Origin of the sequence: Sporosarcina sp. P26b, assembly GCF_002743245.1 — a bacterium.
Taxonomy (GTDB): domain Bacteria; phylum Bacillota; class Bacilli; order Bacillales_A; family Planococcaceae; genus Sporosarcina; species Sporosarcina ureae_C.
In genome coordinates this window covers 1-14,311 of the sequence record NZ_PDYW01000023.1, presented here as the reverse complement: position 1 = coordinate 14,311, position 14,311 = coordinate 1, and the positions used below count along the sequence as shown (strand labels likewise).

The 14,311-nt window shown below is 36.6% G+C and carries 15 protein-coding genes and 1 other RNA gene; 12 read left to right on the top strand and 4 right to left on the bottom strand.

Going from position 1 to position 14,311, the window contains the following annotated elements:
* The first annotated feature begins 2 nt into the window (after positions 1-2).
* The 5 genes from smpB (at position 3) to CSV69_RS17435 (ending at position 2,329) form a co-directional block, all read left to right on the top strand.
* Positions 3-470 carry an SsrA-binding protein SmpB gene (smpB, locus tag CSV69_RS13980; RefSeq protein ID WP_085131562.1) on the top strand — a complete coding sequence of 156 codons (468 nt, stop codon included), beginning with the start codon at positions 3-5 and terminating at the stop codon, positions 468-470.
* Between the two features lie 90 nt (positions 471-560).
* Positions 561-920, top strand: a transfer-messenger RNA (tmRNA) gene (gene ssrA, locus CSV69_RS13975).
* 177 nt (positions 921-1,097) lie between these two features.
* Positions 1,098-1,247, top strand: coding sequence for a hypothetical protein (locus CSV69_RS16925; RefSeq protein ID WP_155979509.1), 150 nt, complete (start codon positions 1,098-1,100; stop codon positions 1,245-1,247).
* A complete protein-coding gene (locus tag CSV69_RS13970) occupies positions 1,247-1,597 on the top strand; it encodes a type II toxin-antitoxin system RelE/ParE family toxin (protein ID WP_099625630.1) in 351 nt (116 codons plus the stop codon). The genes CSV69_RS16925 and CSV69_RS13970 overlap by 1 nt, the downstream gene beginning before the upstream one ends.
* A gap of 348 nt (positions 1,598-1,945) precedes the next feature.
* Positions 1,946-2,329, top strand: a complete 384-nt coding sequence (locus CSV69_RS17435) for a Fic family protein (protein ID WP_143560836.1) — start codon at positions 1,946-1,948, stop codon at positions 2,327-2,329.
* A gap of 63 nt (positions 2,330-2,392) precedes the next feature.
* On the opposite strand, the gene CSV69_RS13960 is transcribed toward CSV69_RS17435, so the two are convergent.
* From CSV69_RS13960 to CSV69_RS13945, 4 genes are all read right to left on the bottom strand, one after another.
* Complete coding sequence (locus tag CSV69_RS13960) at positions 2,393-3,454, bottom strand: Ger(x)C family spore germination protein (RefSeq protein ID WP_233192400.1); 1,062 nt, start codon at positions 3,452-3,454, stop codon at positions 2,393-2,395.
* A 19-nt stretch (positions 3,455-3,473) separates the two neighbouring features.
* On the bottom strand, positions 3,474-4,616 hold the full coding sequence (locus tag CSV69_RS13955) for a GerAB/ArcD/ProY family transporter (protein WP_233190476.1): 1,143 nt from the start codon (positions 4,614-4,616) through the stop codon (positions 3,474-3,476).
* Between the two features lie 4 nt (positions 4,617-4,620).
* A complete protein-coding gene (locus CSV69_RS13950; RefSeq protein ID WP_099635168.1) occupies positions 4,621-6,096 on the bottom strand; it encodes a spore germination protein in 1,476 nt (491 codons plus the stop codon).
* Positions 6,097-6,535: 439 nt separating this feature from the next.
* Positions 6,536-7,387: a DegV family protein gene (locus tag CSV69_RS13945; RefSeq protein ID WP_099693715.1), complete on the bottom strand. Its 852-nt coding sequence runs from the start codon at positions 7,385-7,387 to the stop codon at positions 6,536-6,538.
* Between the two features lie 280 nt (positions 7,388-7,667).
* Between CSV69_RS13945 and CSV69_RS13940 the strand changes: the two genes are divergently transcribed.
* From CSV69_RS13940 to CSV69_RS13910, 7 genes are all read left to right on the top strand, one after another.
* On the top strand, positions 7,668-9,188 hold the full coding sequence (locus CSV69_RS13940) for an S-layer homology domain-containing protein (RefSeq protein WP_099693714.1): 1,521 nt from the start codon (positions 7,668-7,670) through the stop codon (positions 9,186-9,188).
* 181 nt (positions 9,189-9,369) lie between these two features.
* Positions 9,370-11,037, top strand: coding sequence for a DUF2075 domain-containing protein (locus CSV69_RS13935; protein ID WP_233192399.1), 1,668 nt, complete (start codon positions 9,370-9,372; stop codon positions 11,035-11,037).
* Positions 11,038-11,133: 96 nt separating this feature from the next.
* On the top strand, positions 11,134-11,910 hold the full coding sequence (locus CSV69_RS13930) for an HNH endonuclease (protein ID WP_099693712.1): 777 nt from the start codon (positions 11,134-11,136) through the stop codon (positions 11,908-11,910).
* Positions 11,911-12,033: 123 nt separating this feature from the next.
* On the top strand, positions 12,034-12,426 hold the full coding sequence (locus CSV69_RS13925; protein ID WP_099693711.1) for a hypothetical protein: 393 nt from the start codon (positions 12,034-12,036) through the stop codon (positions 12,424-12,426).
* A 79-nt stretch (positions 12,427-12,505) separates the two neighbouring features.
* Complete coding sequence (locus CSV69_RS13920) at positions 12,506-13,375, top strand: hypothetical protein (RefSeq protein WP_099693710.1); 870 nt, start codon at positions 12,506-12,508, stop codon at positions 13,373-13,375.
* Positions 13,339-13,890, top strand: coding sequence for a protein NO VEIN domain-containing protein (locus CSV69_RS13915; RefSeq protein WP_199170429.1), 552 nt, complete (start codon positions 13,339-13,341; stop codon positions 13,888-13,890). The genes CSV69_RS13920 and CSV69_RS13915 overlap by 37 nt, the downstream gene beginning before the upstream one ends.
* Positions 13,891-14,116: 226 nt before the next feature.
* A partial coding sequence (locus CSV69_RS13910) for a hypothetical protein (protein WP_143560835.1) occupies positions 14,117-14,311 on the top strand: 195 nt, incomplete at its 3' end.

Genomic DNA, 14,311 nt, shown 5'->3' with positions numbered 1-14,311 from the left:
GCATGGCCAAAGGAACCGGTAAAGTACTCGCCGTCAATAAAAAGGCGAATTTTGATTACGCAATTGAAGAAACGATTGAAGCAGGAATCGTGTTAAAAGGAACGGAAATTAAATCGATCCGCAAAGGGAAAGTCCAGTTGCGCGACGCATTTATATTAATCCGTAATAATGAAGCATGGTTGTCGAATATGCACATCAGCCCGTATGAACAAGGAAATATTCATAACCACGATCCTGTCCGCGTGCGGAAATTACTGTTGCACAAAAAACAGATCGCTTCACTTGCAGGCACGATGAAAGAACAAGGGTATTCGATCATTCCGTTGAAAATGTATATTAAGAATGGCTTCGCTAAAGTATTGATCGGTGTAGGTAAAGGGAAGAAACTCTATGATAAGCGCCAAGACTTGAAAGAAAAAGAGCATAAGCGTGACATGCAGCGAGTATTCAAATCGAATCAACAAGATTGATAATCGAGCCGATTTATTATATACTAGATGAAGTATCAAGTACGACCCGCCGTTTTAAGTGAAACGGGCCTGGGTTCCGGACTTTCCTTCGGGGACGTTACGGATTCGACAGGGGTGGTCTGGGCTTGAGCCGCGCGTCGGAGGGATCGTCTCCGTCAGAAACGACAGTTAATAATAACTGGCAAAACAAACAACAACCTAGCATTCGCAGCGTAAGCTGTTGAATCTACCTTCCGTTTCCATCGCTCATGTGGAGGCGTAAGGTTCACTTATAGTGAGCTACGATGACATCTGCATTCTGAGGGTGTCATAAGAGATTCCCGGAATAGCGCACAGGACGCCCTGATTGATGGCAGAATGTTTGCGCGAAACCTAATGATCAATCTACACGCGTAGACGCTGAAGTAGCAGAGCCTTTGGACGTGGGTTCGACTCCCACCGTCTCCATTATGAGATTAAGGTGTAATAAGATGTAAGGGATATTGTACAAGAGAACCTCTTGTGTGATATCCCTTATTTTTAAAAATAAAGTAAAACGATGTTTAAATCATCATGCTCATTACATACTTACACATATACATAATCTGAAAGGATGTGGTATGTGTGGATGAGAAGGAGGAAAATGAAATGGCCATTTTAAAAGACAATCAGGCAGATAGTAAAAAAATACTGACAGAATCTATAAAAGAAGTAAACCAAATGAGAAAGGGAAAGCTACCCAAACATTCATATAAGGATATGATGAACCGAGTGAGGAAGAGCTTAGAAGAAAAATAATGAAGTATAAAGTGCTTGGTGTTAAAGCGTTCGAAAAAGAGCTTTTAAAAATCGCTAGAAAATATCCAGTAGTGGTTGATTTAGTGGATTCCCTTTTTGCAGATTTTGAAGAAGGTAAATTATATGGGGACCGAATTCCCAGAACCAAAGGAAATGTCGTATATAAAACCAGATTGAGTAATCCAAATGCAGACAAAGGCAAGAGTGGCGGATTCCGTGTAATATGGTATTTAGTCACAGCCGCCTTAGAAATATATCCGTTAACCATTTACTCTAAAAACGAACAAGAAGATATATCTGTAAAGGAAATCATACGAATAATAGATCGAATTTTAGAAAATGAATTGTAGTGAAGCAGCTATACGAAGACGTTGAATACATCTGGAAATATATCCAGTGATGAATCGGTTTTCTATACTTTTTCGATGAAGGGATATTGTACAAGAGTGAGCTCTTGCACAATATCCCTTATTTTAATAAAGGGGATGTAAGCTGTGATAGAAAAAACGGATCGACTTTCACTGTTAAAAAAGAATGTCGATCAACGACGACCAATTTCAAAAGGGCTTATTCGTAGCCTGAAAGAAGACTTTTAAATTAAAAATACATATCATTCCAATGCGATTGAAGGAAATAGATTATCGATTTATGAAACAAAAGCAGTGCTAGATGATGGCATAGTTATTGCCGGAAAATCCATGAGAGAGCACCTAGAAGCTATTAATCATAAAGAAGCAATTTTAGTTGCCGAAGAAATGGTGCAGCAAGATCAGCCCCTCTCAGAAATAGTGATTAAAGAATTGCATGGCATCGCCTTGCATTCAATAGACAGAACAAATGCAGGGAAGTATAGAGAGCAGAATGTAATCATATCAGGTGCCTCTCATACGCCACCTGATGCTGTAGTAGTTCCACAGATCCATGATGAACTAATTCTACAAGGGCATATCAGCGATGAATATGTCGCCTTCGATGCCACACATTTTGAGGCAAGAGACGAGTCCAAGCCGCCAAAAAGAAAAAGAAGCAGGTACCGAAAAAGCGCGGACGGAAGCCGAAGGCCGAACGTGAACAATGGTTAAAGGAAAAGCAGGCTGAAGAAGACGCACGTCCGATTAATGAGAAAGAGATTGCAATAGGAAGAATTAAAGGTTTTGCCTTTTTGAATTTGCATCCGTCAAAGGATTAATATTAATATTGTATTTTATTTTAATGTCCATCTTCTTGTAAAGTTCAATCCATTTTTTTTCATCCATTGGTTTTGAGAATGGTTTTAATGTATGAATGCCTAGCTGTAATGGATCCACATTCAATTCTTGCATCTTTTTTACTAGTTCTTGTGTTTGTTTTTCAAGATTGGATTGGATATCTTTTTTAAAATCTTCTAAATCCTGTGGGTCAAATAATTGCTTTTCTCCCCGGTATTCTTCAATTCTTGAGTCTATATTCACTGTATAGGTCATTGTAGACAAGCTTTTATTGATATCCACTTTCGTTTTAGACCTAACATGACCTAGAACAACTTGTAATTCTGGGATCGGTAAAACTGCTAAGTAGTGATCGTTGTGTAACAGTTGGAAGATACGATCATCATAAGTTGTTATTATTTCAACTAGTTTATCATTTTGAAACAGGGCTGTACCTTCATAGCTGATAGCGTCATTTTCTATTTTGAATACAGGTAAGAAAGGATCTGAATAAGGAGTATATAACAATTTTTTAAATTCATGTAGATTAACGACACTTAATTCTCCCTGATTTTTTTCCTCATAGTGCTTCAGCATTCGGTAAAAAGAGTAATCAAGATTTTCTTGTTTGTCCAATTGATTTTCCAAGTATTCTTCAAAATTTCCTTTTACGATAACTAAATAGATTCTCAAAGAAATATCCGGATCAGTCAATAACACATTAATAATGGACATAATACCTTCGTTTCTTCCGAGGTCTTCATTAATTATCAGCATTCGCATTTGCCCAAATTTCATTTCCTGGTAGAAGCTTAAATTAAAACTCCTTAGTACCTCCTTTATTAAGCTTACTTCTTGCGTTATTACACTCTTTTTTTCTTTGCTTAGAGAAGGCAAAATCGTACTGATTTTTATTTTACCTTCATCCCCTTTACTAAGTGATAAAAATGTGACTGGAGTAAGCTCTTCAATAATGTTATTTTCAGTAAAAGGGGCACATCCAGTTAACCATAACGCCATAAATATGATTGACAATTTTTTAGCCATCTTCTTTCGTAGTCTCATGTTTATTAAACCCCTTTATCTTCATCACTACGATCATAGTAATTGGAACCACTAAGTAACTTAAGCTTCCTGCTAAAATTTGAAGATTAAGTAAAATAACCTGCTTTTCATCTGACTTCCAAATCCATTCATTTACAAGAATCATTCCAATTAAAATAATGAATACACTGAATAAAAAGCCTACTCGACTGGGTGGTCTCTCCATTTTCCCACTAGCTATTTTAGATGCTCCATAAAACAACAGTAGAAAAATTGAAACCGCAAATACGATGTTAAATAATTCTAAAGAAAGCATGACCATATCAATACGTTCAATTACTGGATTTTGAAAATAACGAGCCATAGTGACAATTGGAAATTGACTTTTACTTAAATAATTGGAACCGAAATAGAATAAGGACGCCATATATAAAAATACATACTCTATAACGGTTAGAGCATTGCCATAAGACAAATAGCGAAATGTCTTATTATTTGTTTTAAACCACGGTCCTAAAAATACCAGAAATTCAGGCCCTGAAAATGAAGATAAAATTAAAAATATTCCTTTCCAGGAATCCACACTTAATTCCATTGGAATAATCGGATACAAATCACTGAGTTGAGCTATTGGAGGAAAGAAGAAAAAAGCAAAGAATAAGAACATCCAAAATGTACACAAAAATGAAATCACGACGAAACGTATAGTTTTTTCAACGCCCTTCCATGCTACATACAAACAAGACAACAGAATAAAAAAGATAAGCCAATTTGAATCTGTAGCTGGAAACATAAATATTTGAACCATTTCCGAGAATCCTAACAAAATCACGAAAAGTTTAAGCAGGATAAAGAACAACCCGATGAATGAGAGGAGACGTACAAGTTTTTTCCCGAATAATTGGACAAATCCGTTGTATCCTTCGCTAGAAAACCGGGTTAAAAACCATTTGGATAAAAGAAGAATGTTTAGTTGAGACAATATGCCGACCGCTATAATCACCCAAATCATATATGAATGGATCAAAAACCTTGGCATAATCAAAAAAAAGTAAAGCATTTGGAGGCGATTTACCATCAACATGACATAGAACCCATTATAGGTTTCATTCTTATTAAATAATTGAAGGGCTTCCATCAGTTCATCTCCTAGTTTGATATCTCTTCATCTTCAGCGGTTTAAGATGTTCTGGACGCTCCTTCATTTTGACTAAAGGCCCTCGAATGAATAGGTCAAGCCAATCTTTTCCGTAGAAAGGGGCAACAGGAGATAAATATGGCTGCTTGAGTGAAGACAAGCCATTAAGGTGGGCTAAAATGATAATCATTGCCAAAACAATCCCTACTATCCCAAGAAACGAAGAAAATATAAGAAGAATGAATTGAATCAATGAATTCGCCTTTGTCACAAGGTAATTAGGAACAAGAAAAGATCCAATAGTTGAAATCCCTACCAAGACAATTAACACCTGACTTGCCATACCAGCCTCAACTGCTGCTTGACCGATTACAATGCCCCCAATAACCCCAAGCGTTTGACCAGTCTTTGTTGGCATCCTTAAACTTGCTTCTTTTATAATTTCAATAAAAATCAACATGATAAATGCTTCCCAAAAAGGAGTGAACGGAAGCTTGCTCCTTGACTCCACCAAGACGAAAAGTGTTTGTAAAGGAATCATTTGATAGTGATGAGTTGTTAATGCCACGTAGAATGGGATCAATGTGATAGACAGAATAAAACTTACATATCGGATGATGCGCAAAAAACTGGCAACTACCCATCGATTAATATAATCCTCTGGTGATTGGAACAAATGAAAAAAAGTAATTGGGGCAACGAGAGCAAAAGGTGTATTGTCTACCAGAATCGTAATTTTTCCTGATCCCAGAGAATAAGCAACAACATCAGGTCGGTCAGTTTGCTGAAACTGAGGAAAAATACTATCTTGATGTTCCTCCATGAATTCCGCTACTTGAGAAGAATCAGATAAGAGATCATAATTAATTTCCGAAATCTTCTTTTTGGCGGTTGAAACAAATTCTGGATTGGTCAGCCCTTCTATGTACAATAAGACCACATTTGTCTCACTTAAAGAACCAACGGTGAACTTCTCTGTTTTCAGATCATGTGTTGGAAGACGCCTACGAATGAGCGTAATATTTTGTTCTAGCTGTTCACTGAAGCTGTCTTTTGCTCCTAAAAGGATGGTTTCAGTATCGGATGGTTCAATTGCTCGTCCAAGTGGATTTTCTAAAGGGATAGCGAACCAAAGATTTGACGAAGAGTCAAATAACAAAACAGATCCTTTAAACAGCTGCTTTTTTGCCTCATTAAAAGTGGAAATGGGGTTTATTGTTGAGTGAACATTGCATTCCTGAATGGATTGTTTGGAACAGTTAGATAAAGGTTTTAGAATGCTTTCATTTAATCTTTCTTGGTCAATCAGAGTTCTTACGTAGATAAGATCAACATGTTGATTTTCAGAAATGTTGATTTCCACAAATTCCGCATCATCCATTTGAACGAGGGCTTTTTTTAGAGTCTCTATTGATATTTCTGATTCTGCATTTGATTGAGAATCAGGCTTATTTTCATCTGATTGTTTTTTCCAAAACATGTACATTCCTCACTTCTATATGTTAAAAAGCATTTTGGAAGAACGGTAAAATTCGATATTAATTCCATTGTTGGCTTTTTAAGCTTGAAATATACGAAACTAAATTAATATGATGCAGAGGCACAAGTAGACATTAAAGAAGCGATAATGCGAGCGGACTCGATTGAATTGGGGCTGTTATTGTCTAATATTTTCGGTTATGAATCTGTGGAAGATGTTTGGAATTATATTCAGTAAGGGTTTAAATGAGAGTTCTCTTATGAAAAACAAGTAACTGATCTATAGTTGTGTACGAAACTGTAATTCTCCATAGCGGGTTGGAAAATACCTCCACTGATGGCAATGGAGCTCGTTTGTTGTTGAGGACGGTATTTGTGTTTTATTAGATAGAGCTCAACATAATTAAAGGTACCTGTATAACACAGATACCTTTTTGATATTAAACCTCTATCCCCGCAATCCCAAATCCTCCAGGACCAGAATGTGACGAAATCATCGCACCCGCTTCCATCCAAAGACTATTTTCAAATCCTCGTTCTCGTGCAATTTCATTGATCCGTTCTTTAATAGTCTCACTAAGCCCGATAGAGTATATAAAATAAATTTGTTGTCTATCAATGTCATATTGCTGTAAATAGTCTAGTAGCAAACTTTCAGCCACTTTGCTCATGTTCCCACGATATTTTTTAGTCGAAACAAGCTTCCCTTCCACTAATTCAATACACGGTTTGATTTTTAACAAAGCCCCGCCTAGATACGCCATATTACTGACTCGTCCGCCAGCCCGTAAAAAGTCTAAGCTACCCGGAAGGAAGGCAAGTCTCGCTTTGGGAACCTTTGCTTCGATCTTTTCTAGCAAGTGGACAGGATCCATTTCAGGTTCTTCCTCCAGCAGAGCAACCGCATACATAATCACCGCAGTTAATCCGCCTGTGACGTTTAATGCATCGATTAAATAAATATCCTCTACATCTTCCGCTGCGGTTAACGCATTTTGATAGGAAACAGATGCCTTCGATGTATAGCCTATATGAACGATTGTATGATCAGGAAATTCTGTTCGAATCTTTTTGAAGAACTCTTGGTATTCATGGGTATTCGTGGCGGCGGTGGACGGAATCTTTTTAGTGCGGTCGTAAAAATCAAAGATGTCTTGTACGGGTAGATGACCGTCTAAATAGTCCTGACCATCCATGATGACGTGCATGGGTACTACTTGTATATTATGCTTCTTCGCAAGAAATTCCGGTAAATCGGCACCGCTTTCGGTTGTTAGGATGATTTTTTTCATTGTTGGTCGCCTCCAGTTTGTATTTTATAAGATGTGTAAGTTATTGAGTTTAGTTTAACTATACATGATAGATGAGCGATGTATGCTCAGATTAACGGAATATGTAAAACGGTTTTTTTGTTCAATGTACTGATTATTTTGTAAAAAACAATACCTATTATATGAAACTTTCATGTCTGTTTCTGGTATAGGTATTTTGATTTTGAAACTATTACACCATTTCCGCGTCTATACGCTGAATACACGAATAAATTCTAAAATTTAGAGAGGATGAGAGTAAATGAAAAGAAAATTACTGGCGATAGTCGGTGCATTGTTGATTGCGTGCAGCTCGCCTTTATCCAGCGTTGCTGCAAGCAAACAACCGTTTCCTGATGTGCCGGCGACGAAGCACTTTGCGAAAGCGGTCAATGAATTGGCAGAGCGCAATATTATAGGAGGCTATCCCGACGGTACGTTCAAGCCAGGGAATAATATTACAAGAGGCCAGGCCGCCGCGATTATTGCGAAGATGATTAAACTGGATATGAACAATGTGAAAAATCCAGGCTTCAAAGATGTAACGACGGCAAACGGCTACTACAACGCCATTGCCGCACTTGCGGAAGCCGGAGTCATCGGCGGATACGAAGATGGACGCTACGGACCCAATGATCCTGTCAAACGAGGCCAGTTTGCGTCCATTCTCGTCAAAGCGTTTGATTTGCCGCGTTATAGTCCATTTGAAATCCACAATCCATTCAAGGATGTCAGTTTCCTGCAATCCCATGATAAAAACATCTTGATTCTTTACAAAATGAAGATTACTACGGGCACGTCGCCTGACAAATTCAGCGTGAATGAACCCATAACAAGAGGACAGGCCGCGAAGTTAATCAAAACGACAGAAGAGGTAAAACCCGCGATGACGACTATAACCGCTGCCGATGTGGGAGTGGATATACTCTATGATGTGATATGGAAGATGGACACGGATTTGTACGAGTCGATTACCGTCTATGGCAAGCCGGGTTACACCGAGACGAAAATTCAGCTCCTTCCGTTGAAAGAAGGAAACGGAACACTCAATATTACGGGCGCCATGTTGCAGAATGACTCTTCCGCAAGCAATGAAAAAAGAGTCGATAAAAAATTCTACGTGCACACTAAACTAGTGAACGTTAAACTGCAACTCACATTGGAAGAGACGGAAGACTACTTGCCGACAGAAGCGGAGCTGGAAGTGGATGCGGGTGAAAAAGTTAAAAGCGTCCGTCTTTCCACTGTAGAAGGAAAATTGATAGCTACTGATGTCACTTTCAATAAATGTTCTTCAGATGACAATACGTGCATCAAAATCGATCAGCCAGGAGAATATATTGCAACTGTGCGCTTCGCTGGAGGCAATGAAGTACGCTATGCCATTGAAGCCAAACTACCAAAAAATAATTACTTCAATTATGAGATCAAGACATTAAGAGAAAGATTGTCTTATATATTTGATGTAGAAAAGATATTTGAACACGACTATTCCTATGATCACGAAGCCGCAAAAAATATCGGAAAGCATACGATCTTGACAAAGAATGCGGAAAGTATTGCTACGGTGACCCGAACGCCTGGCACAAATGTGTTTCATGCTACAGCCAAAAGTATAGGTACCGTTGAAATTAAGTTTGAAAACATCGTTTCGGGTATTCTGGGACAGCCGGGTGATGGTTTGGCTGGTTATACAGAGGGGATGAATATATATGTTCGGGAGTTGTATGGAATAGTGAATGTTTCTGCGGAGAAAGTATTTGTGTATTATTCTGATCAGTGAATTGGCTGGGGGTAGGTGTGTTTAAGATACCTGTTCTTCAATTGGTTAAATCAAATTTAATAAAAATGAGTTAAAAAGCAGACAGTCTTTTTAAGGCTGTTTGTTTTATTTTGCGATAACAACATAGCAAACTACTGATTCTACAAAATTCGACTATCTTATTTAGCAAATATTGTTATAATTGGTACTAAAGAATGATAAAGCAGGTGAAGAAATGTCAGCTATTGAAATATTATCTTGGCCATTTCAAAAAAGTACGATCGATCAGATGAATAATCAGGAAGAGTTTTTGAACTATCCGGTTATTTATATTTTGAATGGTAAAAGGGAAGCGTATATAGGCGAGACAGTGCAATTCAAAACACGCATGAAGAATCATATGAAATCTAGAAAAAACGTCAATGAAATAAATTTGATTAAACATGACGAGTTCCATCGTTCTGCTACATTTCATTTGGAAACGAAGTTGATCAACTACTTTTTAGGAGACGAAAAGTTTACACTTCAAAATAAAAGTAAAACAGCGAGCGACTTTACGCATAATTACTACAATAAACCGCATTACGATCAGTATATTTTTCAAGAGTTGTGGCGGAAATTGCATGAACGCGACCTGGTTGACAATAATCTGCACACGATAGAAAACAAGGACATTTTTAAGTTATCACCTTATAAAGAATTAACATTGGAACAGATTGACCTAAAAGAAAAGGTACTGGAATTCTGTAGCAAACATGTACAATCAACAGATGCGGAATACGGTAATTTGTTGGTCGTAGAAGGAGAAGCTGGCGTTGGTAAAAGCGTGGTGTTAAGTTCGATCTTCAATACGATTCAAGAACTGGCAGCGGAGAAATCATCAGACTTCTCCGATACGGAAAACTACTTGGTCGTCAACCATGAAGAAATGTACAAGACATACAAAGGCATTGCAATGCGGGTAAAGCATTTAAAAGCAAAATACTTTGCCAAGCCGACACCCTTAATCAACAGATTACAGAAAGAAGACAAGAAAGCTGATATTATTTTTGTGGACGAAGCTCATTTACTGCTAACCAAACAAGACACATACAATAATTTCTACGGTGAAAATCAATTGGAAGAATTACTGAAGCTCGCCAAAGTGGTCGTGATCATCTACGACCAAGACCAAGTCCTTAAACTTAAAAGCCTATGGGGCGAAGGCATACTGGAGAAATTAAAAAAGAAGAGTACTCATCATGAAGAATATCTTCTTACGAATCAATTCCGCATGCAGGCGAATGACGATGTGATCAACTGGATCAATAACTTCAAACAAAAGAAGTTAACGTCTTTGCCGATAGATGAAAACTATGATTTAAAGATATTCAATTCATTGGAAGCAATGCATGAAGAGATTAAAAATAAAAACGAGGAATTCGGTTTAAGTCGCGTAGTCTCGACTTTCGACTATCTGCATAAGAAAGACGGCAACACTTATTATGTAGAAGAATCTAACGGAACATACAAAATGCCGTGGAATACGACCAGTTCGAAATTCACATGGGCTGAAAAGCCAGAGACGATCAATGAAGCGGGCTCTATCTATACGATACAAGGCTTTGATTTGAATTATGTAGGTGTCGTGTTGGGACCGTCTGTTCAGTATGATGCAGCAAAAGACAAGCTTGTAATAGATACGAGTAAGTATATGGACAAAGGTGCCTATACAGGAATGGATGGCATCGAGGATGTAGAGTTGGCTAAAGAAAGAATAGTTTTGAATTCTATTAATGTGTTGATGAAGCGAGGGATTAAGGGACTCTATATTTATGCTAGTGATGAGGCGTTGCGGGAGAAACTGTTGCGGTATCAAAAGTTAATTTAAGCTTATTTAATTGCAATAAATCATTATAAAATTATATAGGTACTTATGTATCTGCAGGTTCTCAAAATATAATTAGTAAAGGAATGAATAATTAAAATGGAATGGTTAATCTCGGCGAATGGAAAAATATATGATCACGTGTCAGCATTCAATGAGTTTGGTTATATCGACTGGAGACAAACTGCAAACTACCAAATAGATGATATTGTTTATATTTACGCAACAAGACCTTATATGAAAGTTATGTTCAAAACGATTGTTGAAAGAACGGACATGTTATTTGAAGAGATTACTGATGACGAGCAATATTGGAATAACAAAGAAGAATACGAAAAATCGACTTCTGGTAAATATGTTAGGTTACGTTTAGTCGAAAAAGCAAATACAGAAAGTTTGTCCTTATATTCATTAAAAGAAAATGGGCTAAAAGCAGCTCCCCAGGGGCCAATGAAAGTAAGAGAAGAGTTGTCAGGTTACTTAAAAAGTAATTTTAATGATTACTATTCTGAAGGAGTATTTCCAGAAGAAGTTGACGAACATTTAGAAGAAGGTCATAAACGGACAATAACTGTTAATGTTTATGAAAGAAGTTCAATTGCACGTAATAAATGTATTGAAGAGTATGGATACAATTGTAAGGTTTGTGATATTAATTTTGAAAAGGTTTATGGAGACGTAGGGAAAGGGTTTATTCATGTCCATCATCTTGTTCCACTTTCTAAAATAAATAAGACCTATAAAGTGGATTATAAGAATGATCTAGTACCTGTATGTCCTAATTGTCATGCTATGTTACATAGGAAGTTAGGCGATGATTTTCTTAGTGTTAAAGAGTTGAAAGAGATCTATGAAATACATAATAGTAATATGTAGTGTAAAATACCAGAACCCAACATAAATCAGAAAAGGTTCTGGATTGAACTAAAGTTGTGTGAGGACAGGACTTGGTACCTTTCATACGGTAACAGATACTTATTATTAAGGAGATGAAATATATTGGTCTCATTTGAATTTAGTTCTCCAAAAGATTTAAAAAAGCAATATGAAGTATTTGGAAACTTTTATAATGTACTGCATGCAGGCAGTACCAAGAGATATAGAAACGACTTACATATTATCGATAAGGACTATATTGAAGCATATGGCTTAACAACACAGATCGAGTTATTAGTTATCATGATGAATCCAGGTGGATCATCCCCAGTTTCTCATACACACATAATCGATAATTATACGAAAGAAATGATTACAATGAGAGATCATTGTTCAAATCTTATTCCGACTATGCCTGATAACACTCAATATCAGGTTATGAGAATGATGAAAGGACTACAAATCAAACATACCAGGGTAATTGAAATAAGGTACCTGTGTGAGAAACAAACGTGAATGTTTAAACAATCATGAAAGTTTCACGCACAGGTACTTTTAATCAAAATATTTTGTAAGTAATGAAAGGGGCGACGAAATGATTTCTGGAGATAAATTAAATGCAGAAGACATTGAATCTTTACTTACTGATAATAGTAAGAAGATTATCGAAACGTTCTTAACCTTTTATAAGGAGAGTTCACATGCAAGTTTGAGAAGTAGTATATACAGAACTCTGTACTACGGATTAAGCAAAGATGATGTACTTAATATTAACTTCCAAGATTACAAAAATCTTTTTCCTAATGAAACTAAAAAGCTAACAACCCAAGAAAGTTACAGAAGCAATTTCTTCAAATACCTTTATGCATTTGATCACCTTAATAATCCTAATGGGTTCAAAACGATTTGGATTAAAGACACAATAAAACGGCAGTTCAAGAAAGTAACTGATCAGGAAGCAACGGTAAAGGTGACTAAATCTAGGAGAACATTAAACATTGAAGAACTCCTAGCAATACAGCGGATATTTGAAGCAAATTCAACAAAGTTCAATATTCTTAAAATGCAATTTTGTTGGTATGCAATCTTTGAACTTGGGCTAGAAATAGAGGAAGTTAGAAATACAACATATGTTAACTTCTATAACGAGAAGTTACATATTGGTGAAGTTGCATATGAAATTCCAGATAAGTTCTATTCTATGTTCAATGTGCTAAGTCAACAAGATAGGGTTAATAACGGTTTTGCATCATTGGATGTAATAATTGAAGACTTGGGGCAACTTATAAATTTAGATAAAAAACTTTTACCAAGTACTATAAAGCAAACAAGAAAAGTTTATATGATTACTTGTGGTCACTGCGGTGAAGATCAATCCAACCTTTCTAGTAAGTGGCTTTCTGTAAACAATAGAATTGTTTGTGTAAATTGTGCAGAAGATCTAAAAAAAAAGACTTTGAAATAAATGATATTCCGAACGAAAACCTTAACTTAAACAATGATGATCAGGATTACTCAACCATTCTCTATGGATACGATGACTTAAAACGAGATCTTCAAAGTAAGCCGATTGACTTTCTAAAACTTCATGAACTACAAATTGAAATAGGTAAACTTGGAGAAGCCTATGTCTATAAAATCGAGTGTGAAAAACTACTAGGAACAAATCACATGCACAAAGTAGACGAAACGAAAGCATTAGAACCAGCAAATGGATATGACATTCTATCATATACACGGGATGGTATACCATTGCACATAGAAGTAAAAGCCACAACTGGAACATCAGACAGATTTTATTTTTCAGAAAATGAATTAGGAACTGCCAAAAGAATGAAAGAAGTAGGTTTGATTTACCTTGTATATTTCGTTAAGGAAATAATGTCAGACAACCCTATACTAACAATAATCGAGGATATTTCCGAAAATAAGGATTATGTATTTGAAGAAATTATTTGGAAGGTATCCAAGAACACATAATGAAAAAAAGTAAGGATGAAGTAGGTGCTAATTAAGCCAGCTTTTTTATGTGAAAATCACAGAAATCACTGGGGTATAAGACCGCTGAAAGTGATTCAGTTTCCCGTGACAGCTTGATAAGCTGGCTTAAAAAAGGTGCCTGTGTGAGAAACAAACGTGAATGTTTAAACAATAATGAAATTTTCACGTACAGGTACCTTTATTCATAGAAGGAGTGTTTTGAGATATGGATAATGATTGGGGCAGTAATTATATAAAAAATATAACTGATAATTTTCAAGGAATAACTGCAATGCAAGAATCCCTTCGCCCGTCATCTGGAGTCTTGGATAGTATAAAAAGAATGTCTGCAATGCAAGAATCCCTTCGCCCGTCATCTGGAGTCTTGGATAGTATAAAAAGAATGTCTGCAATGCAAGAA

Bases quoted from the DNA above. Each gene is read 5' to 3' on its own strand.
- smpB (WP_085131562.1), top strand. From the start codon at position 3: ATGGCCAAAGGAACCGGTAAAGTACTCGCCGTCAATAAAAAGGCGAAT.
- CSV69_RS16925 (WP_155979509.1), top strand. From the start codon at position 1,098: ATGGCCATTTTAAAAGACAATCAGGCAGATAGTAAAAAAATACTGACA.
- CSV69_RS13970 (WP_099625630.1), top strand. From the start codon at position 1,247: ATGAAGTATAAAGTGCTTGGTGTTAAAGCGTTCGAAAAAGAGCTTTTA.
- CSV69_RS17435 (WP_143560836.1), top strand. From the start codon at position 1,946: ATGAGAGAGCACCTAGAAGCTATTAATCATAAAGAAGCAATTTTAGTT.
- CSV69_RS13960 (WP_233192400.1), bottom strand. From the start codon at position 3,454: ATGGCGTTATGGTTAACTGGATGTGCCCCTTTTACTGAAAATAACATT.
- CSV69_RS13955 (WP_233190476.1), bottom strand. From the start codon at position 4,616: ATGGAAGCCCTTCAATTATTTAATAAGAATGAAACCTATAATGGGTTC.
- CSV69_RS13950 (WP_099635168.1), bottom strand. From the start codon at position 6,096: ATGTTTTGGAAAAAACAATCAGATGAAAATAAGCCTGATTCTCAATCA.
- CSV69_RS13945 (WP_099693715.1), bottom strand. From the start codon at position 7,387: ATGAAAAAAATCATCCTAACAACCGAAAGCGGTGCCGATTTACCGGAA.
- CSV69_RS13940 (WP_099693714.1), top strand. From the start codon at position 7,668: ATGAAAAGAAAATTACTGGCGATAGTCGGTGCATTGTTGATTGCGTGC.
- CSV69_RS13930 (WP_099693712.1), top strand. From the start codon at position 11,134: ATGGAATGGTTAATCTCGGCGAATGGAAAAATATATGATCACGTGTCA.
- CSV69_RS13920 (WP_099693710.1), top strand. From the start codon at position 12,506: ATGATTTCTGGAGATAAATTAAATGCAGAAGACATTGAATCTTTACTT.